This window comes from Nannocystis punicea (assembly GCF_026965555.1).
GTDB lineage: Bacteria > Myxococcota_A > Polyangia > Nannocystales > Nannocystaceae > Nannocystis > Nannocystis punicea.
Window position 1 is genome coordinate 10385649 of record NZ_CP114040.1, and the last position, 23656, is coordinate 10409304.

Annotated in this window: 21 protein-coding genes; 7 read left to right on the forward strand and 14 right to left on the reverse strand. The window is 72.5% G+C overall.

Going from position 1 to position 23656, the window contains the following annotated elements; translation table 11 throughout:
* Position 1: 1 nt before the first annotated feature.
* The 3 genes from O0S08_RS39810 to rpsT form a co-directional block, all read right to left on the reverse strand.
* Entirely contained in the window at positions 2–2728 is a 2727-nt protein-coding gene (locus tag O0S08_RS39810; protein WP_269034714.1) for a carboxypeptidase-like regulatory domain-containing protein, read from the reverse strand.
* The gene (locus tag O0S08_RS39815; RefSeq protein ID WP_269034715.1) at positions 2728–3138 is read right to left on the reverse strand and encodes a RidA family protein; all 411 of its coding nucleotides are present in this window, start codon (positions 3136–3138) and stop codon (positions 2728–2730) included. Before O0S08_RS39815 ends, O0S08_RS39810 begins: the two co-directional genes overlap by 1 nt.
* Positions 3139–3275: 137 nt before the next feature.
* Positions 3276–3551: a 30S ribosomal protein S20 gene (gene rpsT / locus O0S08_RS39820; protein ID WP_269034716.1), complete on the reverse strand. Its 276-nt coding sequence runs from the start codon at positions 3549–3551 to the stop codon at positions 3276–3278.
* Positions 3552–3731: 180 nt separating this feature from the next.
* Between rpsT and O0S08_RS39825 the strand changes: the two genes are divergently transcribed.
* The 3 genes from O0S08_RS39825 to O0S08_RS39835 all read left to right on the forward strand — a co-directional run bounded on the left by O0S08_RS39825 (position 3732) and on the right by O0S08_RS39835 (position 6662).
* Positions 3732–4595: a peptidylprolyl isomerase gene (locus tag O0S08_RS39825; protein ID WP_269034717.1), complete on the forward strand. Its 864-nt coding sequence runs from the start codon at positions 3732–3734 to the stop codon at positions 4593–4595.
* Between the two features lie 604 nt (positions 4596–5199).
* Positions 5200–5505, forward strand: coding sequence for an antibiotic biosynthesis monooxygenase (locus O0S08_RS39830; protein ID WP_269034718.1), 306 nt, complete (start codon positions 5200–5202; stop codon positions 5503–5505).
* The gene (locus tag O0S08_RS39835; RefSeq protein WP_269034719.1) at positions 5499–6662 is read left to right on the forward strand and encodes an iron-containing alcohol dehydrogenase; all 1164 of its coding nucleotides are present in this window, start codon (positions 5499–5501) and stop codon (positions 6660–6662) included. The genes O0S08_RS39830 and O0S08_RS39835 overlap by 7 nt, the downstream gene beginning before the upstream one ends.
* A 91-nt stretch (positions 6663–6753) precedes the next feature.
* On the opposite strand, the gene O0S08_RS39840 is transcribed toward O0S08_RS39835, so the two are convergent.
* Both O0S08_RS39840 and O0S08_RS39845 read right to left on the reverse strand, forming a co-directional pair.
* A complete protein-coding gene (locus O0S08_RS39840) occupies positions 6754–7683 on the reverse strand; it encodes a PA14 domain-containing protein (protein WP_269034720.1) in 930 nt (309 codons plus the stop codon).
* Positions 7680–9440 carry a glycosyltransferase family 39 protein gene (locus O0S08_RS39845; RefSeq protein ID WP_269034721.1) on the reverse strand — a complete coding sequence of 587 codons (1761 nt, stop codon included), beginning with the start codon at positions 9438–9440 and terminating at the stop codon, positions 7680–7682. The genes O0S08_RS39840 and O0S08_RS39845 overlap by 4 nt, the downstream gene beginning before the upstream one ends.
* 1018 nt (positions 9441–10458) lie before the next feature.
* Between O0S08_RS39845 and O0S08_RS39850 the strand changes: the two genes are divergently transcribed.
* The gene (locus tag O0S08_RS39850) at positions 10459–11337 is read left to right on the forward strand and encodes a hypothetical protein (protein ID WP_269034722.1); all 879 of its coding nucleotides are present in this window, start codon (positions 10459–10461) and stop codon (positions 11335–11337) included.
* Positions 11338–11406: 69 nt separating this feature from the next.
* Here the strand turns inward: O0S08_RS39850 and O0S08_RS39855 are convergent, their stop codons facing one another.
* Genes O0S08_RS39855 through O0S08_RS39865 form a run of 3 tightly spaced genes read right to left on the reverse strand, consistent with a single transcriptional unit; the run spans position 11407 to position 15486 of the window.
* The gene (locus tag O0S08_RS39855) at positions 11407–12345 is read right to left on the reverse strand and encodes a CHAT domain-containing protein (protein ID WP_269034723.1); all 939 of its coding nucleotides are present in this window, start codon (positions 12343–12345) and stop codon (positions 11407–11409) included.
* A gap of 9 nt (positions 12346–12354) precedes the next feature.
* On the reverse strand, positions 12355–12555 hold the full coding sequence (locus O0S08_RS39860) for a hypothetical protein (protein ID WP_269034724.1): 201 nt from the start codon (positions 12553–12555) through the stop codon (positions 12355–12357).
* A gap of 45 nt (positions 12556–12600) precedes the next feature.
* On the reverse strand, positions 12601–15486 hold the full coding sequence (locus tag O0S08_RS39865; RefSeq protein ID WP_269034725.1) for a serine/threonine-protein kinase: 2886 nt from the start codon (positions 15484–15486) through the stop codon (positions 12601–12603).
* 268 nt (positions 15487–15754) lie between these two features.
* On the opposite strand from O0S08_RS39865, the gene O0S08_RS39870 reads away from it, so the two are divergent.
* A complete protein-coding gene (locus O0S08_RS39870) occupies positions 15755–16429 on the forward strand; it encodes an RNA polymerase sigma factor (protein WP_269034726.1) in 675 nt (224 codons plus the stop codon).
* 160 nt (positions 16430–16589) lie between these two features.
* Positions 16590–17669 carry a hypothetical protein gene (locus tag O0S08_RS39875; protein ID WP_269034727.1) on the forward strand — a complete coding sequence of 360 codons (1080 nt, stop codon included), beginning with the start codon at positions 16590–16592 and terminating at the stop codon, positions 17667–17669.
* 45 nt (positions 17670–17714) lie between these two features.
* Here O0S08_RS39875 and O0S08_RS39880 read toward each other — a convergent pair whose 3' ends face one another.
* The 5 genes from O0S08_RS39880 to O0S08_RS39900 form a co-directional block, all read right to left on the reverse strand.
* Positions 17715–18170, reverse strand: coding sequence for a hypothetical protein (locus tag O0S08_RS39880; protein ID WP_269034728.1), 456 nt, complete (start codon positions 18168–18170; stop codon positions 17715–17717).
* A gap of 82 nt (positions 18171–18252) precedes the next feature.
* Positions 18253–19053, reverse strand: coding sequence for a class I SAM-dependent methyltransferase (locus tag O0S08_RS39885; RefSeq protein ID WP_269034729.1), 801 nt, complete (start codon positions 19051–19053; stop codon positions 18253–18255).
* A 15-nt stretch (positions 19054–19068) separates the two neighbouring features.
* On the reverse strand, positions 19069–19743 hold the full coding sequence (locus O0S08_RS39890; protein WP_269034730.1) for an HAD family hydrolase: 675 nt from the start codon (positions 19741–19743) through the stop codon (positions 19069–19071).
* 112 nt (positions 19744–19855) lie between these two features.
* Entirely contained in the window at positions 19856–20848 is a 993-nt protein-coding gene (locus tag O0S08_RS39895; RefSeq protein WP_269034731.1) for a phytoene/squalene synthase family protein, read from the reverse strand.
* Positions 20845–22374 carry a phytoene desaturase gene (locus tag O0S08_RS39900; RefSeq protein ID WP_269034732.1) on the reverse strand — a complete coding sequence of 510 codons (1530 nt, stop codon included), beginning with the start codon at positions 22372–22374 and terminating at the stop codon, positions 20845–20847. The genes O0S08_RS39895 and O0S08_RS39900 overlap by 4 nt, the downstream gene beginning before the upstream one ends.
* A 68-nt stretch (positions 22375–22442) precedes the next feature.
* Here O0S08_RS39900 and O0S08_RS39905 point away from each other — a divergent pair, with 68 nt between their 5' ends.
* A complete protein-coding gene (locus tag O0S08_RS39905; protein WP_269034733.1) occupies positions 22443–23030 on the forward strand; it encodes a Uma2 family endonuclease in 588 nt (195 codons plus the stop codon).
* A gap of 157 nt (positions 23031–23187) precedes the next feature.
* On the opposite strand, the gene O0S08_RS39910 is transcribed toward O0S08_RS39905, so the two are convergent.
* Complete coding sequence (locus tag O0S08_RS39910) at positions 23188–23523, reverse strand: hypothetical protein (protein WP_269034734.1); 336 nt, start codon at positions 23521–23523, stop codon at positions 23188–23190.
* Between the last annotated feature and the right edge of the window lie 133 nt (positions 23524–23656).

Genomic DNA, 23656 nt, shown 5'->3' on the forward strand with positions numbered 1-23656 from the left:
ATCATAGCCGATCGAAGCGCAGGTCAACCTCGCGGGTCACGTGGCCGCGGCGGACGTCGGTCTGTAAAGTCACGGGTGCCAGCAGTTCGGCGAGCCCCGGCGGTGGGATCGCCTCGACCGTCACGTCGCCCTCGGGCAATCCCTCGACCGACCAGCGCCCCTCGGTGTCGGTGGTCGTCTCGGCGAGCACTGTGTTGCCGTCGCGCGTGCGCACGTAGAGGCGCGCCCCGGCGACCGGTTCGCCGCGCTCGTCGGTGACCTCGCCGTCGAGCCCGGCCGCCTCCTCGAGGTCGAGCACCAGCGTGCCCGGGGCGCCGCCAGCCGGCCGCGCGGACGAGGTCGAGACGCCGACCCAACCCGGCGCCTCGACGCGCACCCGCACCCGCTCGCGCGCCAGCCGGGCGGCCCGCACCTCGCCGGCCTCGTCGGCGGCCCACACCTGCCCGTCGACCTCGACTCGCGCCCCTGCGATCGGGTCGCCGCTGCCGGCGGCGCGGACGACGACCTCGAGCGACCACCCGCGCGCGAGCACGAGCTCGACCGGCGCCTCGCCGCGGCTGGCCTTGTCGATCTTCACGCGCTTGCTCGCCGGCGCGTACTCCGGGTGGTCGAGCTCGAGCGTGGCTGTCCCCGGGACCAGGCGCGAGAGCTCGAACAGCCCGCGCGCATCGGTGTACGTCACCTCGGTCGGCGCGAGCTCGCCCGCCGGCAGCAGCGTCACCCGCACGCCGGCGATCGGCTGGTCGTTGCCGTCGCGCACCCGGCCCTCGAGCCCGCCCTCGGCTGGTTGCAAGATCTGCTCGACCGACGTCGCCCGGCCCTCGAGGTCGACCTCGACCACCGCCGGCACCATGCCCGCCGCGCGGATGACGATCCGCTGCTTGCCGCGGCGATGGCCCGCGCTCCACATGCCGAAGCCGTCGCTCATCACCTCCGAGCCGTCGGCCAGCTCGATGCGCGCGCCGGCGATCGGCTGGCGGTTGCCGTCGAGCACGCGCCCGCCGAGCGGCACCCCGTGACCGAGCGTCAGCACCACCCCGTCCTCGCGCTCGCCCGGGGACAGGTCGACGATCACCGTCGCCGAGCCGGCGTGGTCGCCGTGGACCGCGTGCAGGCGGTAGCGGCCGGGCATCAGGGTGTCGAGGGAGAAGTCGCCGCGCTCGTCGGTCTCGGCCCAGGTGCCGACGGCCTCGTCGTCGCCGACCAGCGGGATCGGCGGGACCGCCCCGCGCGTGACCCCGAGGCTGCCGCCGCGCTGCAGCGCGCTGAAGGTGCGCGCGCGGATCATCGCCTCGCCGGGGCTGTAGAGCGTGTCGGCGTCGACGACGATCCTGGCCTCGGGGACAGGTCGTCCGTCGTCGTCGATCACGGTGCCGGCGATCCGCCCCGGGCGCACCAGCGTCAACGTCTGCCGCGGCGGCGTCTCCTTGCCGACCTCGACCGCCACCGACTCCGAGGGCAGGTAGCCGTCGGCGTCGGCGCGCACCACATACGGTCCGGGCACGACCGGGCCGAGGTCGGCCATGCCGGCGTCGTCGGACTCGGCGATCGTCTGCAGCAGGCCGACGCTGGCGTAGCCGAGGGTCACGCGGGCGCGCGGCACCGGCGAGCCGTCGGGGCTGACGACCTGCACCGGCACGCGCTGGGCGGCGATCAGCGCCAGGCTGACGTGCGCGCCGGGGCTGAGGTTCTCGAGCGGGATCGAGGCGTACTCCTGCTCGCCGGGCGTCTCGGCCCGCACCTGCGCGACCAGGCCGTAGACCCCGTCGACCAGGTCGGAGAACAGGAACTCGCCGCTCTTGCCGGCCGGCTGGACGATCGGCGGCCACAGCGACGAGCCCTCGAGCCGCACCTGGGCGCGGGCCACCAGCGCCGGGTCGCCGACCACCGCGCCGCTCAGGTCCTGCAGCGAGTCGACCACGATCACCACCGCGGCCTCGGGCGCGAACGCCTCGACCACCGACAGCGCCAGGCCTTGCCCGGTCGCGCGCAGGCGCAGCGGCCCGGCCGGCACGGTGTCGAGCACGAAGGCCCCGGCCGCGTCGCTGTCGACCCGCCACGGCTCCGGCTCGCCGAGGCCCGGCAGCGGCGTCGCCTCGATCCGCACCCCGACCACCGGCAGCCCGCGCCGATCGATCACCTGTCCCTTGAGCCAGGAGGCCGGCCCGAGCGCCAGCGTCGGCAGCACCGCCTCGGTCCCCGCCTGCGCCGGCGCGGTCAGCACCCCGCGCAGGTGCCCGGGCACCTGCGCCTCGATCGTCACCGCCGCCGCCGGCCCGGCCGGCAGCGCCAGGTCGAGCGCGAACTGCCCCTCGCCGTCGCAGCTCGCCTCGGCCAGCAGGAACCCGCCCCGCCACGCCCGCGCCTTGCACTCGCGCGGCGGCGCCAGCGGCACCGCCGGCCCGTCGGCACCTGGCTCTTTGTCCAGGGCCGAAGGGTCATAGCCGTCAGGACCGGTCCCATCGGCCATGTCCTTCGCGCCAGATTCCCCCACGGGCGCCGGCGGCTCGACTGCCCCGCCGACCTCGACCATCACCTTGCCGCGGACGCGGGCCGGCGGCGCGGTCTCTGCCGGGGCCGCGGTCGCCTCGCCCGGGAGCTCGCCGGTGCCGCCCGCGGCCTCGCCGGCGACCTCGGTCGCCGGTTCGCAGCCGCGCAGGAGCAACCCGCCGGTGGCCGCGAGGGCGACGACCAGGCCCGCGAGCGCCGCCTGGGTTCGTCGCTGCATCAGCCGACGGCGATGGCGTCGATCTCGACCAGCACGTCCTTCGGCAGGGTGGCCACCGCGACGGTCGAGCGGGCCGGGCGGTGGTCGCCGAAGTGGCGCCCGTAGATCTCGTTGACCGCCGCGAAGTCCTTCATGTCCTTGAGGAAGATCCCGCAGCGGACGACGTTGCCGAAGTCCATGCCGGCGGCGCGGAGGATCGCGGCGAGGTTGTGCATCACCCGCTCGGTCTGGGCCTTGATGTCGCCCTCGCCGACGATCTGCATGGTCTGCGGGTCGAGCGGGATCTGGCCGGCCGTGTAGAGGGTGCGACCGCCGCTGACGACGATCCCCTGGCTGTACGGGCCGATCGCCGCCGGCGCGTCGGGGGTGGAGATGACCGTACGGACCACGGGCGGGGCGTCTTGCTGCATGGCGGCAAGGGTCGCCGATGCCCGGGGCTGGGGCAAGGCCGATCGTCACTCGTGCGGCGACCCAATACGAGGAGCGCGCCGGACCACGGGCCCTGGCGCGCTCGACTCGCGCGTTGGTTGCGAGAACGACCGACGGCTCAGGCCACCGGGGCGTTCTTCTTGTTGAACGCGAGGCGCACGCGCGACGCGTAGCGCGACGCGGTGTTGCGGTGGATCACGCCCTTGCTCGCCGCCTTGCCGATCGCCTGCAGCGCGAGCGGCAGGGTCTCCTTGGCACCCTCGAGGTCACCACCTTCGAGGGCCTTGCGCAGCCGCTTCATGTACGTGCGCATGGTGGACAGGTGGAACACGTTACGCTCGCGCCGCTTGAGACGTTGACGGTTGCGCTTCTCTGCCGACTTGTGATTCGCCACGGCTCTTGCTCTTCGTTTCCTGGAGGGGAGGGAGCTTATGGACCCGAGGCGCTACCCTTGTCAAGGCGACGCCCGGCTGCCACTGTACGCCTCGCGCGCCGCGGCCCTGGGCTCCACGGGTCATTACACCCGAGTTTTGACCGTGCGCCGGCGGCCCGACGCGTGTAGACCCTCACAACCATGCCGACCTGCCCTTCGCCGCGCCCGTGGAGCCTGCTCGCCGCCCTCCTGGTCGGTTGCGTGTTCGTCCCGCCACCGCCGCTGCCGGAGGAGATCGCCGCGATGGAGGCCGCCAAGGCGGCCCGCAAGTCCGGCCAGCGGCCGACGCCGGGCGAGGAGGGCGCCGAGGAGAGCGGCGGCGGCGGCGGCAGCGAGATCGCCTTCAAGAAGGGCGACCAGGCCCCCGAGGGCCTCTCGCCGGCCCAGCTGCGGGCCTACAACATCGCCCAGGGTGACCCGGAATCCGGCGAGTTCACCCTCGAGGAAGCCCTCGCCGGCCTACCCGGCCGCCCCGACGACGCCCTGTGGGCCCTCTTCAAGACCCCGCGCGGCGTCCTCGAGTGCGAGCTCGAGGTCGACCGCACGCCGAAGACGATCGCCAACTTCGTCGGCCTCGCCCGCGGTCTGCGGCCCTGGTACGACAAGGCCTCGGACGCGTGGGTCAAGCGGCCGTACTACGACAACACCACCTTCCACCGAGTGATCCCCGGCTTCATGGTCCAGGCCGGCGACCCGACCGGCACTGGCCTCGGCAACCCCGGCTACCTCGTCGAGGACGAGATCGATCCGGAGTTGGTCCACGACGCGCCCGGTGTGCTCAGCATGGCCAACCGCGGCCCCAACACCGGCAGCGCCCAGTTCTTCATCACCCTCAACCCGACCCCGCACCTCGACGGCAAGCACACCGTGTTCGGCCACTGCAACGAGGCCGCCATGCGCCTGGCCGACGACATCGCCCTGGTCCCGCGCGACGGCAACGACAAGCCGCGCGACCCCGAGCTCCTCAACTCGGTCGAGATCGTCCGCCGCCCGCGCGCCCGCTGACGCGCCCTGCCTGTCCGCGGGGACAGGGACGTCGATCGTCGGGACCTCGGTCGAGCTCGACTGCCGCCCGCGGGTGCTCGCCTGTCCTCAAGGACAGGCGTCTGAACTTCGGGACCTCGGTCGCTCGCCCGCCGCCCGCGGACTCTCGCCTGTCCTCAGAGACAGGCGTATGAACTTCGAGACCTCGGTCGCTCGCCCCCCGTCCGCCGACGCTCGCCTGTCCTCAAGGACAGGCATCTGAACTGCGGGACCTCGGTCGCTCGCCCGCCGCCCGCGGACGCTCGCCTGTCCTCACGGACAGGCATCTGAACTTCGGGACCTCGGTGCTCGCCCCCCGCCCGCGGATGCCTGGCCTCACGGACATGAGCCCCGGTCTCTCGGGACCTCGATCGGGCTCATCCGGCGCTCGCCGCGAGCACCCGCGATCGCCTGTCCTCACGGACAGGTGCATCGATCGTCCGGGACAGCCCCGAAAGCCAGCGCCGCATGCCCTTCGGGACATGTCCCTCTCCGCCCCCGCCCCCACCGAGCCCAGTAGCCGGGCCCGCCAGGACGTGCTCGGCCGTGACTTCGTGCGCCGCCCGACCTCTGCTATGGTCGAGGCGTGCTCGTCGTCCATGTCCACGTCCACGTCGTGCCCGACCAGGTCGAGGCGTTCCGGGCCGCCACGGTCGCCAACGCGAGCGAGAGCGTGCGCGAGCCCGGCGTCGCCCGCTTCGACGTCCTCCAGCAGGAGGGCGACCCGACCCGCTTCATCCTGGTCGAGGTCTACCGCGACGAGGACGCCCCCGCGCGCCACAAGGAGACCGCGCACTACCAGCGGTGGCGCGACGCGGTCGCGCCGATGATGGCCAGCCCGCGCACCAGCGTCCGCTTCGCCAACGTCTTCCCGGCGGACGACGCGTGGTGATCCCGTTCGAGCTGGCGACCGCCGCGCGGATCGTGTTCGGCCTCGGCGCCGCCGCCCAGGTCGGCCCGATCGCCGCCGAGCACGGGCGCCGCGCCCTCGTCGTCACGGGCCGCGACCCGAGCCGCGTCGAACCTGTCCTCGAGGCCATGCGCGCCGCCGGCCTCGAGACCTCGCTGTTCACGGTCGCCGGCGAGCCGACGGTGGCCGACGCCGAGCGCGGCGTCGCGGCCGCCCGCGCCTGCGACTGCGAGGTGGTGGTGGCGATCGGCGGCGGCAGCCCGCTCGACGCCGGCAAGGCGATCGCGGCCCTGGTGCGCAACCCCGGCCCGCCGCTCGACTACCTCGAGGTGGTCGGCCGCGGGCGCCCGCTCGTCCACGACCCGGTCCCCTTCATCGCCGTGCCGACCACCGCCGGCACCGGCTCGGAGGTCACGCGCAACGCGGTGCTCGCGGCCGAGGAGCAGCGCGTCAAGGTCAGCCTGCGCAGCCCGAAGATGCTGCCGCGCGTCGCGATCGTCGATCCCGCGCTGACCGTCTCGCTGCCGCCGGCAGTCACCGCCGACTGCGGCCTCGACGCCCTCACCCAGCTCATCGAACCGTTCGTGTCGCGCAAGGCCAACCCGATCACCGACGCCCTGTGCCGCGACGGTATCGCCCGCGCCGCCCGGGCCCTGCCGCGCGCCGTCGCCGACGGCCGCGACCTCGACGCCCGCAGCGACATGGCCCTCGCCAGCCTGCTCGGCGGCCTCGCCCTCGCCAACGCCGGGCTCGGGGCCGTGCACGGCTTCGCCGGCCCGATCGGCGGCGCCTTCCCGGGCGCCCCGCACGGGGCCGTGTGCGCCCGCCTCCTGCCCGAGGTCCTGCGGATCAACGCCCGCGCCCTGCGAGCCCGCGAGCCCCACAGCCCCGTCCTCGCCCGCCTCGACGAGGTCGCCCGCCTCGTCACCGGCGACCCCGCGGCCCCCCTCGACGAAGCCGTCGATCACCTGCGCGCCCTCGTGTCGTCGCTGCAGATCCGCCCGCTCGCCGCCTGGGGCCTCGCCGCCGCCGACCTGCCCGACCTGGTCGACCGCTCGCGCCGCGCCAGCAGCATGAAGGGCAACCCGATCGACCTCACCGACGACGAGCTGCACGAGGCCCTCGCGGCCGCGCTGTGAGCCTGCCCTTCAGGACATGCTCGATCCGCCGCAGTCAAAAGGGCATGCCCTGAAGGACATGCCCTTTATTTATAAAAGGATAAGCAAGGTTTCACTCGCAGGGATCGTCTTCGTCGGCGGGCCCGCGCGGCGCGTGCAGCATCGACGGCGGGATCGGCTTCGGCGGGTCGTTCGCGTCGAAGCTGGCCAGCACCTGCACGTGAGCGTCGCCGGTGAACTCGCTGTAGTCGACGCGGACGTGGTGGACCCCGGCCTCGAGCTGGGCCTCGCCGCCGCGCGACTGCGTCTTGCCGCGGGTCCGGTTGAGCACCACGAGGTCGCCGTCGACGTACACCCGCGAGCCGTCGTCGGAGATCGACTGGAAGATCGCCTTGGTCGGCGCGTCGAGGTGCAGGCAGCTGTCCCAGCGGACCGAGAAGCGGTCGGCGGGCACGTCGTCCATCGGCGCGTCGCGGCCCCAGTCGAAGTCGATCTGCCGGTCGTAGCGGATCTGCCACTTCCCGCTGTGGTCGGAGCGGGCGTAGTAGGTCCCGCGCCACGGCTGCAGCGTCAGCGTCCACCACGGCCGCACCGCGATCAGCAGCACCGCCGCGGCCGCCGCGGCGATCGCCGCCTGCTTGTGCCACTTCGGCCGCGGCGCCGCCTCGCCGCGCGCCAGCGCGAGCAGCTGGCCGAGCCGCCACGTGTGCGCCTCGACCTCCCCGCGAGCGAGCGGGAAGCCGCCCGGCTCCCACGCCGGCCGGGCCCGCTCGGCCTGCAGCGCCGGCAACCCCCGCCCGAGCTCCGCCACCGCCCGCGGCCCGATCGCGGCCTGCAGCCGCGCCGGCAGCCACGCGCCGACGGCGGAGATGTCCTCCGGAACATGTCCATCCAGACATACCGCCCGCGCCAGCGCCTCCCACGCGCCGACGAGGTGGTGCGCCGCGCTGCGCGGCTCGCACGAGGGGTCGACGGTCACCGCGCGCGCGGCTCGATGGGCCGCCTCCGCCACGGTCAGGGCGCGTTGCGTCTCGGTCATCATCCGCTCACCTCCTGGTCCTTGTCGCTCACGGTCGGCGCCGCCTCGGCCGCGGGCTTGGGCGGGGGCAGCCGCTTTCGCGCGCCCTTCTCGGTGCGGTGCGAGATCGGCCGGCCGCGCAGGTCCTTCACCACGTTGAGCACCCCGCCGTCGCGCTCGACCGCGAAGATCTGCGGCGCGTCGGGGAAGCGCGTGTCACAGCGGTCGCGCAGGTAGCCGACGCTGAAGTCGGAGTACTGCTCGCCGGGGCGGGTCTTGAACGAGCGGAAGTTGCTCGGCACGTGCAGGTGCATCGCCTTGCCCGAGAGACAGCCCGTGAAGTAGTACACCGAGTCGAGGTAGGTCTCGCGCTCGTTGTCCCACAGCCACCGCTGCATGCCCAGCATCGCCTCGGGGTTGGTGTTGCCGTAGTAGTCGGTGTCGTAGTGCCCGATCGCCCCGGCGACCCCGCCGATGAAGCGGTTGAAGTAGACCACCTGGTGCGGGTGGAGGCGGATCGACTGCGCCAGCAGGTCGAGCAGCAGCGCGCCCGTCAGCGCCCACGCGGCCGCCCGCGCCCACCGCCGGCGCAGCCGCACGATCAGCGCCTCGTTCGCCACCGCCGCCAGCGCGACCATCGGCGGGACGACGAACAGGAAGTGGCGATAGCCGTCGTACAGCGGCGAGCCCTTGTACACCGCGTAGACCGGCGGCACGAAGATCGACATCCCCAGCAGCAGCAGCGCCAGCGCCGGCCGCACGTGCTCGGGCCGGCCGCCGCGGCGCAGCAGCGCCGCCACGCCCCACACCGTGCCGACCGCCAGCATCACCAGCACCAGCTCCGGCGTCTGGAACCCGAAGTAGTGCGGCAGGTAGTCCCAGCCGATCTCGTAGTTCCACAGGTACTCGTCGGCGAACGGCATCTTGCGCTGGTGCGCGTCGAAGCTGCTCATGCGCCGCAGGGCGATGAACGGCCGCGTCAGCGGGTCCAGCTGCGCCCACGGCCAGCCGATCAGCATCACCGCCCACGCGCCCGCGGTCACGCCGGCGCCGATCGCCAGCGCCCGCCGCACGTGGGCCGCCAGCGCCGCCCAGCTGCGCCGCAGCCAGGCCGCGTGGGCGGCGAACAGCCCCAGCACCAGCGCGAGGAAGCACAGCAGGATCAGCCCCGCGATCCGCACGCTCAGCGCCAGGCCGATCGCCACCGCCAGCTTGGCCAGCGTCCCGCGCGACGGCCGCGGCAGCTCGCCGATCGCTACCACCATGTAATAGAGGCTCCACGCGTACGCGACCGCGAACGGGCTGTCCTTGGGGTTGTTGAACATGTGGCCCCACCACACCGGGTGGAGCGTCAACATCACCAGCGCCAGCAGCCCCGCGCGCGGCCCGGCGAGCGCCCGCCCGAGCTTCCACACGCCCATCAGACCGAGCACGCCGACGAGCCCGCCGAGCAGGTGGATCGCCGGAAAACCCTCCATCGGCACCGCGATCGCGCGGAAGATCGCCCCGAGCAGGTCGTAGCCGCCGCCGTACAGATAGTTGATCCGGTACGTCAGCGCGCCGGTGTCCGTGAACCCCGAGGTGTACCACTGGGAGATCCGGTAGCCGTACGCGAGGTGCCACGCCTCGTCCCAGGTGACCCCGTACTGCCGGAACGTGGCCAGCACCGTCACCAGCGCCGCCGCCAGCCACACCCACGCCACCCGGTCGTAGACCCGCGCGCCCGCGGCCGAACTCGACGGTAACAGGCGCGACAGCAGCGACGATGATCCGTGTGACAAGAGCGCAACCTCGAAATTGCCCCCAGTGTGGCGAGCACGGCGGCCGGTTCAAGCACCCGCGCGACAAGTCGCGAGCTCGCGACCTCTGGGTCACGCGCGGCGTGACCGTTCGCGACCGTGACGCCGAGCTGTGACAGATCCCGCGCGCTCACGCACGCCTCGATCTCACAACCTGTCCCTTCGAACATTTTTGAATGAGAGGGAACGCGCGCTGGCGGGTTCTCCGCTTCGCCTCGACCTGTCCCTTCCGACAGCTCGCGCGGGCCTCTCCGCCCCTCGATCGCCCGGCCGCCACATGTCCTTCCGGACAGTTTTTAAATCAGGCACCACCCTCTCCGCCTCGTGTTTCGGTCCGCCGCCATCGACATGTCTTCTAAACAGCTCCCCCGGTCACCTCCCGTCCCATCTCTCGGCTCGCCACCTCCCTGTCCCGCCATCTCTCGGTCCGCCGCCGCCAGGATGTCCTTCTAAACAGCTCGATCCAGCCGCCTCCCGTCCCATCTCTCGGCCCGCAGCGCTCACCAGCCGCCCGTCCTCTCCGACCTTCGCTCCGTCCGCCGCCTGAAGGTCTCACGTCCTTCGGGACAGCTTCCATGTCCCTGAGGACAGCTCACTCTCCGCCGAATCGCTCTCGACTCGCGTCGCTCGTGCGACGCTCGCCGCCCTCTCGTACCGCCCCTGCACGTCGGGGCGGCTCGGGCCTGTCCATGTCCTCGGGGACAGCTCACTCTCCGCCGGATCGCTCTCGACTCGCGTCACTCGTGCGACGCTCGCCGCCCTCTCGCACCGCCCCTGCACGTCCGGACCGCCCGGGCTGCTCCTCCATGTCCTTGGGGACAGCTCACTCTCCGCCGAATCGCTCTCGACTCGCGTCACTCGTGCACCGCTCGCCGCCCTCTCGCACCGCCCCTGCACGTCCGGACCGCCCTGGCCCGCTCGGTCTGCCCCGGCCGACGTCTCCCCGCCCGCGAGGACGACCTCGGCCGGCGTTGCCCTGCGTGCTAGTCTCCCCGCGCCTGTGACCGCCCCGACCTCTGCCCCGCCGGTCCTCGCCTCGCTCTCCTGGCTGGCCCCCGGTCCGCTCCCTGCTCGCCGGGGTCTCGCCCAGCTCGGCTGGGGCCTCGCCCAGCCGCTGCTCGGCCTGCGCGTCGTCGTGCGCGAGCCGGCCCTGCTCAGGGCCGCGGCCTGGCCCGTGCTGCTGTTCGCCGGCTTCTGCGCCCTCGTGGCGCTCGGCTCCGAGGACGACCTCGGCGGCCGCCTCGACGTCTTCCTCACCACCCTCGTCACCCTCGCGCCGGCGCCGGTGATCCTGTTCGGCAAGACCTACCGGCGCCTGGCCGCCGCCGCCCGGGTCCCGCTCGGCCTGTCCCCAAGGACAGCCGACATGCCGAAGCTGCGCACCGCGATCGCCGACGCCATCCGCCAGGCCATCCTGCTCGGCATCGGCCTGGTCCCGGTGTGGCTCGCGTTCGAGCTGATCCAGGCGTTCTGGCCCGCCGCAGCCCCCGGCTTCGTGTGGATCGCCTGGGCCGTCACCGGCTTCTGGGCCCTGCACTGGATCGTCGTCGAGGCGCTCGACAACGGCCACACGGTCGACCCCGCCGCACCGACGAAGGACACCGGCGATCGCCCCGCCGACCCCTGGTTCGTGCGCCTGTGGCAGGTCCCGCTCCTGCGCGGCTTCTCCGGGCTCTTGCGCCGACTGAGCCGCCCGTGGCGGCGCGAGCTGCAGCTCGTCGCCCGCCACCCCGAGCTCGCGCTCGGCTTCGGCCTCGGCGTCGCCGCCATGCTCGCCGTCCCCTTCGTCGCCCTGGTCTTTCGGCCAGCCGCCGTCGTCGCCGCGGTCCACGTGCTCGGCCGCGTCGACGAGGCCACCCCGCCTGCCATGCCCTCGTGACAAGCGGGCGAGATGCATCGCGTCACGCATCGGCGCCGACGCGTGACGGATGCATCTCGGCGCCCCGCGTCAGCGCGTCGGCCGGGCCGGGGCCATCCGCAGCTCCCGCGGATCGGCGCCGGCGCGCGGGTTCAACTGCGGCAGCTCGTCCGCCGGCGGCTCGAGCGAGCCGAGGCGCGCGCGCGCGTAGAGGAACGCCTCCTCGAGATCGAGCCCGTCGGCGAGACGGCGATACAGGCCGCGTGAGAAGCTCAGCGCCGCCTCGTCGGTGACCTCCTTGCGCATGCCGATCACCGCGTCGACGTACTGCGTCAGCGGCGACGTGGCCGCGCCGCTGAAGCAGTTGTTGAGCACGATGCACTTCGGCGGGCTGCGCATCACGCCGATGAAGCGGGCCAGAGCGTCGTAGCGGAGCCGGTGCGTCGACCCGGCGGGGCCGACGACCAGGAGCGTACCGTCGCGGCCACCGTGTCCGCCGAAGTGGATCCACGTCGGCTTGTGATCGGCGATCAGGTCGAGCACGTCGTCGGCGCCGACCTCCCAGCCGTAGACCACCTGCACGTGGTCACGCACCGGCGTGAGCGTGTCGGTGATCAGCCCGACCTCCTTGGCGAGGTCGAGCTGCGACTGGTCTTCGGGACAGGCCATCAGGACCAGCAGCACCGGCCGGGGACGATCGCCGGAGTCTCCCGGTCCGCGCGTCGGGGCGTCGCCGCCGCGGAGGAGCGGGTCGTGACCCAGCACCGTGACTGCGACGGTGCGGACGTACGGGTCTCGCGGGCGCCACTCGGCGAACTTGACGAACAGCGCGTCGTCGACGTACCCGGACTGTTGCAGCGCGCGCACTGCATCGAAGACGTACTGCGAGACTGCCACCGCCGCGGGGCCCGGCAGGCGGGGCACGACGTCGGCGTAGTGCATCGTCAAAAACTCTTGCAGGGCCGTGGGCGGGACCTGGTGCAGCAGGTACTCGTAGAGCGCGGTGGGAAACTCGGGATAGCGAGGCATCACACCCTCCTACGCCCCGCGCATCGGGCTCTTGGGCTTGTCCGGCCGCGGCGCCGCGGGCACTCGCTCCGGACGATCGGGACCCTTGGGCGGGGCGACGTCCTTCGGCGGCGGCGGCTTGTCGATCTCGGTCGGCGCGGGGTCGGAGGATTGCGTCGCGACGTCCCTCGCGGCGCGGATGGATGAATTGACGGGTCGTTCGTGGGTCATGGCGGTCGTTGCGTGTACACAAGTGCCCACGCGCGGACGTATCGATCAAGGCTTCGACGCGAGCCAGGCCTGAATCACGTCAGCGTCCTCAGGCCGACCGGCGCTTCGGAAGAAGTCGAGCGCCGAGGTCGCCAACCCCCATGCCTCGGGCGCATCGCGGCCGAGGGCGCGTGCGAGGGCGAAGCGCAGGCGGGCCGCGAGCAGCGGATCGGGCGCCGCGGACAGCAACTCGAGCCCGGCCTCGGCGTGGCGGGCAGCCGCGGTGCGGTCGTCGGCCGCGAGGGCGACGTCGGCGGCCACGCGCAACACGAAGGCGCCGAGCCCCGGGTCCTCGGCCCGCCGCGCCGGCGGCCACCGCTCCAGCGCCACGGCCATGCGCTGAAGGGCGCGGCCGACGTCGCGGAGCTCCGGCCTGTCGATCAAGAGATCGGCGGCGCTCGCCGACAGCAGCGCAAAGTTGATGGCGTGGACCGGGAGATCGACCTCCATGAGCGCCGCGATCGCGTGCTCGTAGGTCGCCAGCGCCTCCGCGTACTTCTCGGCGCCCGCCAGCTCGCGGCCGAGGAAGACTGCCACGTACACGCGCTCGTCCAGGAGCGCCGGTTCGTCGGGGTGCCGGCGGAGGATCGCGTCAGCGCGGCTGGCGATGCGCGTCACCTCGGCGGCGTCGCCCTCGCGATCGTGGAGCCGCGCCAGCGCGACGTCGACGCTGACCAGCAGGACGCTGTCGGGCCCGAACGCCTCGGCGTAGAGGTCGCGCGCGCGGGTCAACTCGCGCCTGGCCTCGGCGCGCCGGCCCGCGTTCAGCAGGTGCTTGCCGAGCTCCTCCGCGTAAAGAGGATGCGCGTCGCTGCCGACGAACTCCGCGAGCGCCGCCCGGGCCTCCTCGGCCCGCGCAGCCGCCTCGTCGGCCTCGCCGCGCGCCGCTGCCAGCGCCGCCTCCAGACGCGGGAGGTTGTAGTGCCACAGACCGACGGGCGGATCGACCCGCAGGTGCTCCCTGGCCGACGCCAGCACCGGTCCGGCCTCGTCGACGCGACCGAGCCGCAGCAGTCGATCGGCGGTCCCCAGCTCGAGCTCGCCGAGGAGGCCGCCGCGGTCGCGCCCGGTCTGCCGCAGCCGGGCCAGCGTCTCCTGCTCCTGCCACGCAGCGGCGTCGAGGTCGTGGCAGACCACGGTCGCGCTCGTCAACAGCAGCGAGGCGTCGGCCGCGGCGAAGCTGTCGCGCGCGCCGTCGGCGAGGACCCGCGCCTCTCGCAGGTTCGTCACCGCCTCGGCGCCGCGACGCAGCCGCAGCTGCGTGCGGCCGAGGTCGTACAGCGCCTGCGAGGTCGCCGGGTCGTACGCGACGTCCCGGGCACGCGCGACCGCATCGGCGAAGTGTTCGGCGGCCGCCGGAAACTCGCCGCGCAGCAGCGCCGCCTCGCCGTCGCGCCGCAGGCCGCGGACCACCGCCACGCCGACGGCTTGCTCGGCCGTGGGCGGCGCGACGTCGGCCGCCAGAAATTGCGGATCGAGGCAGCGAGCCACCGACCCGAGCGCGCCGTCGAGATCGCCCGGCGTGATCGCCAGACTCTTCACGTTCGGCGCCTGCAGCACCGCGAGCACCGAGCGCAACGCGTCCTCGCGCTCGTCGAGGCAGGCAGTGGCGCGCGCGTGGCCGGCGTCGCCGACCTGGGCGTCGCGATGCACCTCGCACAGCGCGACGCGACCGTCGCGGAGCGAGTCGGCGAAGCCGTCGAGGTGGTCGACGAGGACCGCCGCGATCTTCCGATCCGGCACCGGCAGCGACTCCGCCAGGCCGGCGGCGACCGACGGCGACCACAACGCGTCGACGCCGGCGCCGACGTCCTTGCAGGTGCCGGCGAGCGCGTGCGAACCGGCGAGCGCGACCCCGGCGCTGCACACGGCCGTGAGCGCGAACCAGGCGAACCGCCGCTGCCGACGCAGCCGATCGAGCGCAGCCACCAGCGCGGCCATGTCGGCGTGGCGCGCCTTCGGATCGCTCGCAAGCCCGCGGCGCAGCAGCTTCTCGAGCTCCGCCGGGACGCCGCGCGGGCGAGTCTTCGGGGCGACGATGCGACCGGCGCGCTGCTCGGCGAACAAGGCCTCCGCGGTCGCCCCCTCGTAGGGTCGCTGGCCGTAGATCGCCTCCCACAGCACCACGCAGAAGCTGAACTGGTCGGTGCGCGCGTCGAGCTCGTCGCGGCGGAACTGCTCCGGGGACATGTACGCCGGCGTGCCCGCGCCGCTGCGCGACCAAGCGCTCGGCTGAGTGTGCTCGAACTCGGCCCACAGGGCGTCGTCACGGGTCGCACCCATGTGACTGTCGAAGAAGGCCAGGCCGAAGTCGCCGATCCGCACCCGCCCGTCGGCGCCGACGAGGATGTTGGCCGGCTTGACGTCGCGGTGGATGATCCCGGAGGCGTGCGCCTCCGCCAGGCCGCGGCCGACGTCGACCAACCTGTCGAGCACCAACCGCGGGCTCGGCCTGGCCTCGGCCAGCCACACGTCGAGCGGCGCCCCGCGCACGTACTCCATCACCAGGTAGACCTCGTCGCAGTGCTCGCCGGCCGCGTGGATCTGCAGCACGTGCGGGTGACTGAACTGCGCCAGGTGCCGCGCCTCTCGCAGCAGCCGCTCGCGCGCCTCCGGATCGCCGGGCGTGCGCAGGACCTTGATCGCCACCTTGCGCAGCAGCTGCGTGTCCGCGGCGGCGAACACCACGCCCATCGCCCCCTCGCCGAGCTTGCCGAGCAGCGTAAAACACCCGCCGAGGATCACCGCAGTCCGCGGCTCGTCGGGGAACAGGCGCGCGCGTCCGTCGAGATAGGCGAACGCGGCGGCGATCCCGGGCCTCGTGCCGGCGTGGGCGATGTCCGGCGGCATCGCGTCGGAGTTTCGCATGGTGCTCGTGAACTCGACTGACATGGTCGGATGGGGAGTGTCAGCCGCACGGCCCGACGATCAGTGCGCGTCCGCAAGCACACGGCTCGTCGCCGCCTCCGCCGTGATCGGCCGGCTCTCCCGCGGGCACTTCCCCTGCGCCATGAGACGCCTCCGCGGACCGCCCGCCCTTTGGGTCGCGTGACAGCCCCCGGCCCGATGCGCGGCTCGCGCATGACGCCCGTGCGAAATTTTCTCGCGGGACGGTGATCGATCGGGCGCCCACCGGGCCTTTTAAAAAGTGAGGCCCGCGATGTCCACCGTCCCCCGAATCTCCGCCATGAAGCACGACGACCGCAGCGACGAAGCCCTCCACGACGCCCTCCTCGCCGGTGACAAGCACGCCGGCGCGGTCCTCTACGACCGCTACTTCCTCAAGCTCCGCGGCTACTTCATCAACAAGGTGGCCGACCCGAGCACGGGCGACGACCTGACCCAGAAGACCTTCGAGGTCGTCGTCTTCAAGCCCGAGACCTACGAGAAGCGCTCGGGCTTCCGCGCCTACCTGTTCGGGGTGGCGCACAACGTGCTCCGCAGCGACTACCGCCAGCGCAAGCGCGCCGCCGATCGCCGCGCCGACGTCGAGGACATCGAGGCCCTGCCGGTCGCCCAGCTGGGCCCGGGCGTGTCGACCCTGGCGGCGCAGAAGGCCGCCGCTCAGCGGCTGGTCGAGGCCCTGCGGCAGCTGCCGATCCACCAGCAATCGCTGTTCGAGATGTACTACTGGCAGGAGCTGTCGGGCTCGGAGATTGCCGAGATCTTCGGCTGCAAGGAGGCGACGGTGCGCGGCCGCCTGCGACTCGCCAAGCGTGCCCTTCTGGAAAAACTCGGCCTGCCGCACGACAGCCTCGCCGAGCTCCTCCGGGCCATGCGCGACATGGCCGGCTGGACCGAGTCGATCAAGCTGCAGCTCGCCGAGGGCCGCTGACCGCGGAGCCGGCCCGGCGTCGACGCAGACGCGAACCGACGAACAGCGGCCCCGTCCGCCTCACTCCCTGACGTCCCTCGACGAGCCCCGCGCTCGACTTCGTGCGACCTCGCGGCCGGGCCGCGTTGTGTTCGTCGGCCAGGCCGACTATGGTCGCCGCGTGGATCTTCGCCTGCGTCGCCTCGCGGTCGGATGGGGCCTCCTCGCGCTCGGGTGCAACACCAGTGAGCCGAACCTCAGCGGCCAACCCGTGCCGGAGACATCGCCCGGCCCTTCCAGCGCCCCCGACCCGACCGGCTCCGGCGATCTGTCCGACACGAACACGACCGACGAGGTCGAGCCGACCACCACCACCGGCGAGGTCGAACCGACCACCACGGCCAGCGCCACGAGTGCGCCGAGTGGGCCGCTGAGCGTCGACCTCGACGCCCTGCTCTTGACCTTCCCCGACGGCTGCGTCGGCCCGGGCGTCACCCTCGACGCGCTCATCGCCGACGGCATCGTCGTGCCTGACGGCGACGCCGCCGCGACGCCGACCTGCCAGCTCGTGGCCGGCCGCGGCATGGGCTCGCGCGACTTCGACGACGACGCGAACACGCCGGACTCCTTCCCTCCCGGCATCATGGTCGACCCGTCGACCTGCGAGCTCGCGGGCGCGGTCGACGACGCCCTGCCGTTCGGCGTCCACGCCTTCATCGTCACCCTCGAGCAGGAAGGCGTCGCCGCCCACCTCCCGTACTGCATCGCCAAGACGGACCAGCCGGCGGCCGCCTACGCCGTCGAGCGCGTGGACCAGGGCGACGACCGCACCCACTCGCCCGGGCTGTGGCGAGCCCAGTCCGACGGCCCCGACATCCACTACGGCGACGACACCCCGGACCCGCAAGTGCTCGTCCACGGCCCGCCGGAGTGCGCCGGGATCCAGTGCTACTACGCCTACTACCTCCACTACAACGGCCTGTCCCAGGCCGCACAGGTCACCGCGAGCCCGGCGAGCAAGACGGTGCTCGACGGCGTCGACAGCTTCACGCACGCGATCCGCATCGACGAGCTCGCGCAGGACCTGCCGCCGGAGCTGGTCGCCCGCCCGTTCGTCGTCAACGTCACCTTCGAGTACTGCATGGCCGACAACAACGTCGACTGCGGCAACACCGAGCCCGATCCCGCGACCAAGATCGCCCTCATCCGCGAGAACGGCGGCGGCAGCGGCTACGCCTTCGCGCTCGTGGTCCTGCCGTGATCTTTAATTAAAAGACATGCTCGATCGAGCATGTCCCATGAGACATCACTCCGCGTGCGCCACCATGAACTCGAGCGCCGCCGTGCACGGGAACTGCACCTTCGTCACCGCGGATACCAGCGAGCACTGCGTCCCGCTGCAGGTCGCCCGCGCGTCGCGTCGCCCGCTGCCCTCCGTCTCCGAGGTGAAGCTGCCCACCTCGGTCAGGGTCACGTCGACCGTCGCGCCGGACAGCTTCGCCCGCAGCACGTGCTGCGGGCACTCGAACTCCTTGCCCGACAGCTCGCACGGGATCGCCCCGTTGGCCTCGTCCGGCGTGATGGTGAAGGTCCCGTCGCCGTTGGCCTTCAGCGCGAAGTCGACCGACAGCATGTCGGAGATCGTCCCGCAGCCGTCGTCGAAGATCTCGCCGACCGCGAACTCCCACCGCCCGTCGCGCGGCTCGAACTCCGGCCCGCAAGCAGACAACAACGACAAGCCGAGCAGCCACGCACGCGTCATGACTCGCAGGCTAGCAGACTCTGCGCGGTGACCCAAACCTTTCGCGCCGGCCTCTCGCTGCGACAATGCCCCGATCGCGGCGCTAGCCCGGCTTGCGCATGAACACCAGGTACTGGTACGGGAGCAGCTCGCGGTCGGTGCGCTCGTGGGACAACCCGAGCTTCTGCAGGTGAGCCGCCACGATCGCGTCGTCGACGCGCATCGCCGCCGGCGGCCCCGGTGCGTCGTCCGGCGCGTCTTTCTTGAAATCGACGACCACCAACAGCCCGCCCGGCTTCAGCGCGTCGCGGACCTTGCCGAAGAAGCGCGAGGGCTCCTCGATGTGGTGGTAGGTGTCGACCATCAGCGCCACGTCGAGGCCCTCGGGCAGCTTCGGATCGGCGCTGGCGCCCTCGACCGTGGTCACGTTGGCGAGGCCCTCCTTGGTCGCGCGCTCGCCGATCCACTTCACCATGTCGGGCTCGAGGTCGTTGGCGATCACCCGGCCCTGCGGCACCGCCTTCGCCAGCCGCACCGTGAAGTACCCGGTGCCGGCGCCGAGGTCGGCGACCGTCATCGCCGGCGTCAGCTTCAGCGCCGCCACCACCTCGTCCGGCTTCTGCCAGGCCGCGCGGTCCGGGCTGTCGAACTGGGCCGTCCACTCGGCCGCGTTGTCGAAGCGGTGGTGCTTGTGGTGCCCGCGCCCGCGGTGGTCGGAGTAGGCCAGCGCCTCCTCCTCGTGCTCCTGCGCGTGGTAGGCCCGCTCCTTGCTGGCCTCGTGGTCATGTCCTTTGGGACCTGTAGTCTCGGGCATGTTCTTCGCGTCATGTCCCGCGGGCGGGGCGGCCGGCTTGCCGCACCCGACCAGGGCCCCGGCGATCGCGGCGATCACGGCTGTTCGCATGACCGGAACATACCCTCAGCGCAGCAGCGCGGAAAGCCGCGCGCGCACCCCCGGCCACGGCGTCCACGTCGGGTCGGGCGGGTCGCCGCCGGCCAGCACGCCGAGGAAGCGCATGCCGCAGGTCTCGGCGAACCGCTGATCGGCGAACGCACGGTCGCCGACCATGACCATGCGCTCGCCGGGCAGCCCCATGCCGGCCAGGGTCCGCGCCGCCATGCGCGCCGCCGGCTTCATCGCCCCGTGCTCCTCGGTCACCAGCGAGAAGTGGAACAGCGCCGGGTCGATGCCGAGCGCGCGCAGGCGGTCGTGGGCGCCGCGGTAGTCGCTGACGAGCCCGAGCCGCAGGCCGCCGGCGCGCAGCCGCAGCAGCAGCTGGGCGGCCCCCGGGTAGGCCCGCCCGGCCCGCTCGACCCCCCGCAGCACCTGCGGCTCGTAGCGCTCGGCGATCCACCGGCGCCAGGTCTCCTGCCCGCGCGCGTCGCTCGCCAGCCGCTGCAGCGTCTCGCGCGCCAGCGCCCCGGCGTCGTCGAAATCGACCCCGGCCAGCCCGGTCCGCACCTTCGTGTACCGGAGCAGCCGCGGCAGCGCCGGCAACATCCGCGACAGCACCCACCGCTCGACCGGCCGCTTGTCGTACAGCGTCCCGTCGAGGTCGAACACGACCCCGGCGATCGCTCCTTCACTGGCCATCGTCGCCCCTCCGCTCGTTCGTCACATGAACGTCAAGACATGTCTCTTTTGTCATGTCTTTTGTCACCGGTCCCTCGCGACATGCCCTCTCGGCCAGGCGCCTCGATTGTCATCAAAAGACCTCGCGGACCAGCTCGAGCACGCGCCCGCCGCGAGTCACCCGCGCGCCCCGACGCACCCCGGCGTCGGCGCCCGGCAGGTCGGCGATCAAGCGGTGCAGCGCCGGCTCGTGGGCCGCGCGGCGCGGGCGGATCGCCCCGCGGACGAACGCCAGCAGCGCGGCCCCCGTCCACAGCGCCTTCTCCAGCGCCGGCACCACGGTGCGCCCCGCCAGCGCGTCGCCGCCGCGCCGGCGCAGGCGCAGGCCGATCGCGCGGTAGACCCGGCTCGCCACCACGATCGCCAGCCGCGTGCGCCACGGGATGAACCGCATCCCCGCGTCGGCGCTGGCGTAGTAGCGCTCGGCGAGCGCCAGCACGTCGAGCACGACCGTGGCCACCGCCTCGCGCCCGGCGGTCCCGGCCAGCAGCGCCTCGGCGCTCGTGCCCGCGAAGTCGAGCCGCGTCTCCGGCAGGTAGACCCGCCCGAGCCCGGCGTCCTCGGCGACGTCGCGGGCGATGTTGGTCAGCTGCATGGCGATCCCGAGGTCGAGCGCGAACGGGGCGGCCAGCGGCTCGCGGGCGCCGATCACCCCGCACATCATCAGCCCCACCGTCCCCGCGACCTGATAGCAGTAGCGCAGCAGCGCCGCGTCGTCGGGCAGCGCCACCGGCCCGGCGTCGGCGCGCACGCCCGCGATCAGCTCGTGGGCCACGCGCAGCGGCACGCCCCAGCCGCTCAGCAGATCGCGGTAGCACGCGACCAGCGGCCGCGCCTCCGCGGCGCCCGCCAGCTCGGCCTCGATCGCCTCGATCGCCGCCAGCCCCTCGCCCGGCGCCTGCGCCAGGTCGACCGCGTCGTCGACCAGCCGGCAGAACGCGTACACCACCGCCGCCTCGTCGAGCCGCTCCGCCGGCAGGAACCAACCCGCCAGGTCGAACGTGCGCGCGTGGCGGGCCAGCGTCGCCCGACTCTCGGCCACCACCCGGGTGCGGTCGTAGCTCACCGGCCCGCTCCTCGCATGTTTTTTAAAGAGACATGTCCCTTGCGACCTGGCCCCGGCATCACCCGCTCGAGCACCTTGGCCGAGCACAGCACCCCCGGCATGCCCGCCCCCGGGTGGGTGCCGGCGCCGACGAAGTACAGCCCGCGCACGTCCTCCGAGGTGTTGTGGTAGCGGAAGTAGGCCGACTGAGTCAGCCGGGGCTCGGGGCCGAAGGCCGCCCCGCCGTACGAGCGCAGCGTCGTCTCGAAGTAACGCGGCGTCACGTGCTTGCGGGTGACGATGTGCTCGCGCAGGCCCGGCACGTGCTGCTCGCTCAGGAAGTCGACGATCTTGGCGAAGTAGGCCTCGCCGAGCCGGTCCCAGTCGAGCCCCTCGGCCTGGGTGTTGGGCACCGGCGACAGCACGTAGAACGCCTCACAGCCGGGCGGCGCCAGGTTCGGGTCGGTCCGCGTCGGCGCGTGCAGGTACAGCGAGAAGTCGTCCGCCAGCACCTTGCGCTCGAAGATGTCCTCGAGCAATTCGCGGTACCTCGGCCCGAGGATGATCGTGTGGTGCGCCAGCTCGGGCCAGGTGCGGTCGGCCCCGAAGTAGCCGACGAACAGCCCCATCGACAGCTTCTTGCGGCTTATCAAGAAGTCGCTGTTCCACCGGCGGTGCCGCCGCGCCACCAGCTTCGTGTACACCGTCGCCGGGTCGGCGTTGCTGACCACCGCCGCGCACTCCAGCCGCTCGCCCGCCGCCGTGCGCACCGCCGTCGCGCGCCCGCCCTCGACCTCGATCTCCGTCACCGGCGCGTTCACCCGCACCTCGACCCCGAGCTCGCCGAGCAGGCGCACCATCGCCTGGACGATCGCGGTCGTCCCGCCGAGCGCGAACTCGACGCCCCACTTGCGCTCGAGCCAGTGAATGAGCGCGTAGATCGCCGGGGCGCGGAACGGGTTGCCGCCGATCAGCAGCGGCTGGAACGTGAAGACCTGGCGCAGCCGCTCGTCGGCGATCGACCGGCTGACCCACTCGTACATCGAGCGCCAGCAGCCGAGCCGCGCCAGATCGGGCACGATCTTCAGCATGTCGGTGAAGCGATCGAAGGGTCGGTCGACCAGCTCGGTGTAGCCGATGTCGAAGATCTCGCGCGCCTGCGCCGCCAGGCGGCGATAGCCGTCGACGTCGCGCGGCGAGAATTGCTCGATCTGCGCCAGGATCCGCGCCTCGTCGCCGACGTAGTCGAAGCGCGAGCCGTCGGGGAACAGCACGCGATAGAACGGATCGACCGGCACGAATTGCACGTAGTCCCGCCGCTCGCGCCCGACCAGCGCGAACAGCTCGTCGAACAGATGGCTCGCGGTGACCACCGTCGGCCCGGCGTCGAACGAGAACCCGTCCTGCTCGAACACCGCCGCCCGCCCGCCGGGCTGATCCATCGCCTCGAGCACCAGGACCTCGTGCCCGCGCGCGCGCAGCCGGATCGCCGCCGCCAGCCCACCGAGCCCCGAGCCGATCACGATCACCCTGTCCTGCTCGCTCATGCCGCCGCGCGAGTGTATCGCCACGCGCCCGCAGAACACGCCCGCGACACCCGTGGTATCCTCACTTCGTGACCGCCGCCACGAAGCTCGCCACCTACGCCGACCTCGTCGCGCTGCCGGAGGACGTCAGGGCCGAGGTCCTCGGCGGCGAGCTCGTCACTCAGCCGAGCCCGACCTTCGGCCACCAGAGGGCTCAGGTCCGCATGAGTCGCTATCTGGGCGGCTTCTTCGACGATGACGACCAAGGGCCTGGCGACTGGTACATCGTCGTCGACATCGACGTCCGATTCACCGCCCACGACATCGTGAGACCCGACGTCGTCGGCTGGCGCCGACAGCGTCTCGCGGGCGACCAGCAGCGGCTTCCCATCGACGTCATCCCCGACTGGATCTGCGAGATCCTCTCGCCCTCCTCGACCAAGCGGGACCGGCTGCACAAGTCCCTGCTCTACGCCCGGCACGGCGTCCCGCACTACTGGCTCCTCGACCCCGTCGCCCGCCTGCTCGAAGCCTACGCGCTCGACGGCGGCCAGTGGAAGACCATCGGGGTGTACGACGAGACCGCCCACGCCCGCATCGCCCCGTTCGAGGCGATCGAGCTGCCGGTCGCTCGCCTGTTCCTGCCCGAACCGCCGCCCACAGATGAGCCCCGTTGAGCCCGGAAGACGACCTCGAGCGCATCCTCGCGGACGAGTAAAAGCGCGGTGTCCCGCTCGACGTCGGCGCCGCCGCGCGTACTCTGGCACATCCCCGCGATGGCCCGCTCCTCGGCTGGAACGACGCCGGCGGCTCGCACTGTGATGAATCACCGCCTCACGCGTCGCGCTCGTACCCGTAGGCGAACGTCGGCTTGCTGGGATACGACTCGAGGGTGAACGTGTCCCCCGCGAAGAACGCGATCCCGGTGGGGAACACCTGCGTGACCGCGTCCGTCGGCGACATGTACTGCGAGCGCTCGGCCACGACCTCGTCGTTGCGCAGGATCTTGTAGCCGAGGTTCGAGTTCATGATGCCGGTCATCCACGCATTGATGACCAGCACCTTCCCCGCCGGCACCGTGTAGCTCAAGTGATCCCCCATTTCGGCGGTGAGCCGGAACACGCGCAGCTCCGACGGATCGGGGCAGTAACAATCGTCCTTCTTCGCCATCGCACCACCTCTTTCAAGACAATAGCCATTCGATGACCGCTGCGCGCCGGAACGGCCGCATCGAACATCGATCGCAGCAGTCTGACACGCCGCGATCACCCCGGCAACGGCCGACAGCGCCCCCGGCCAGCCA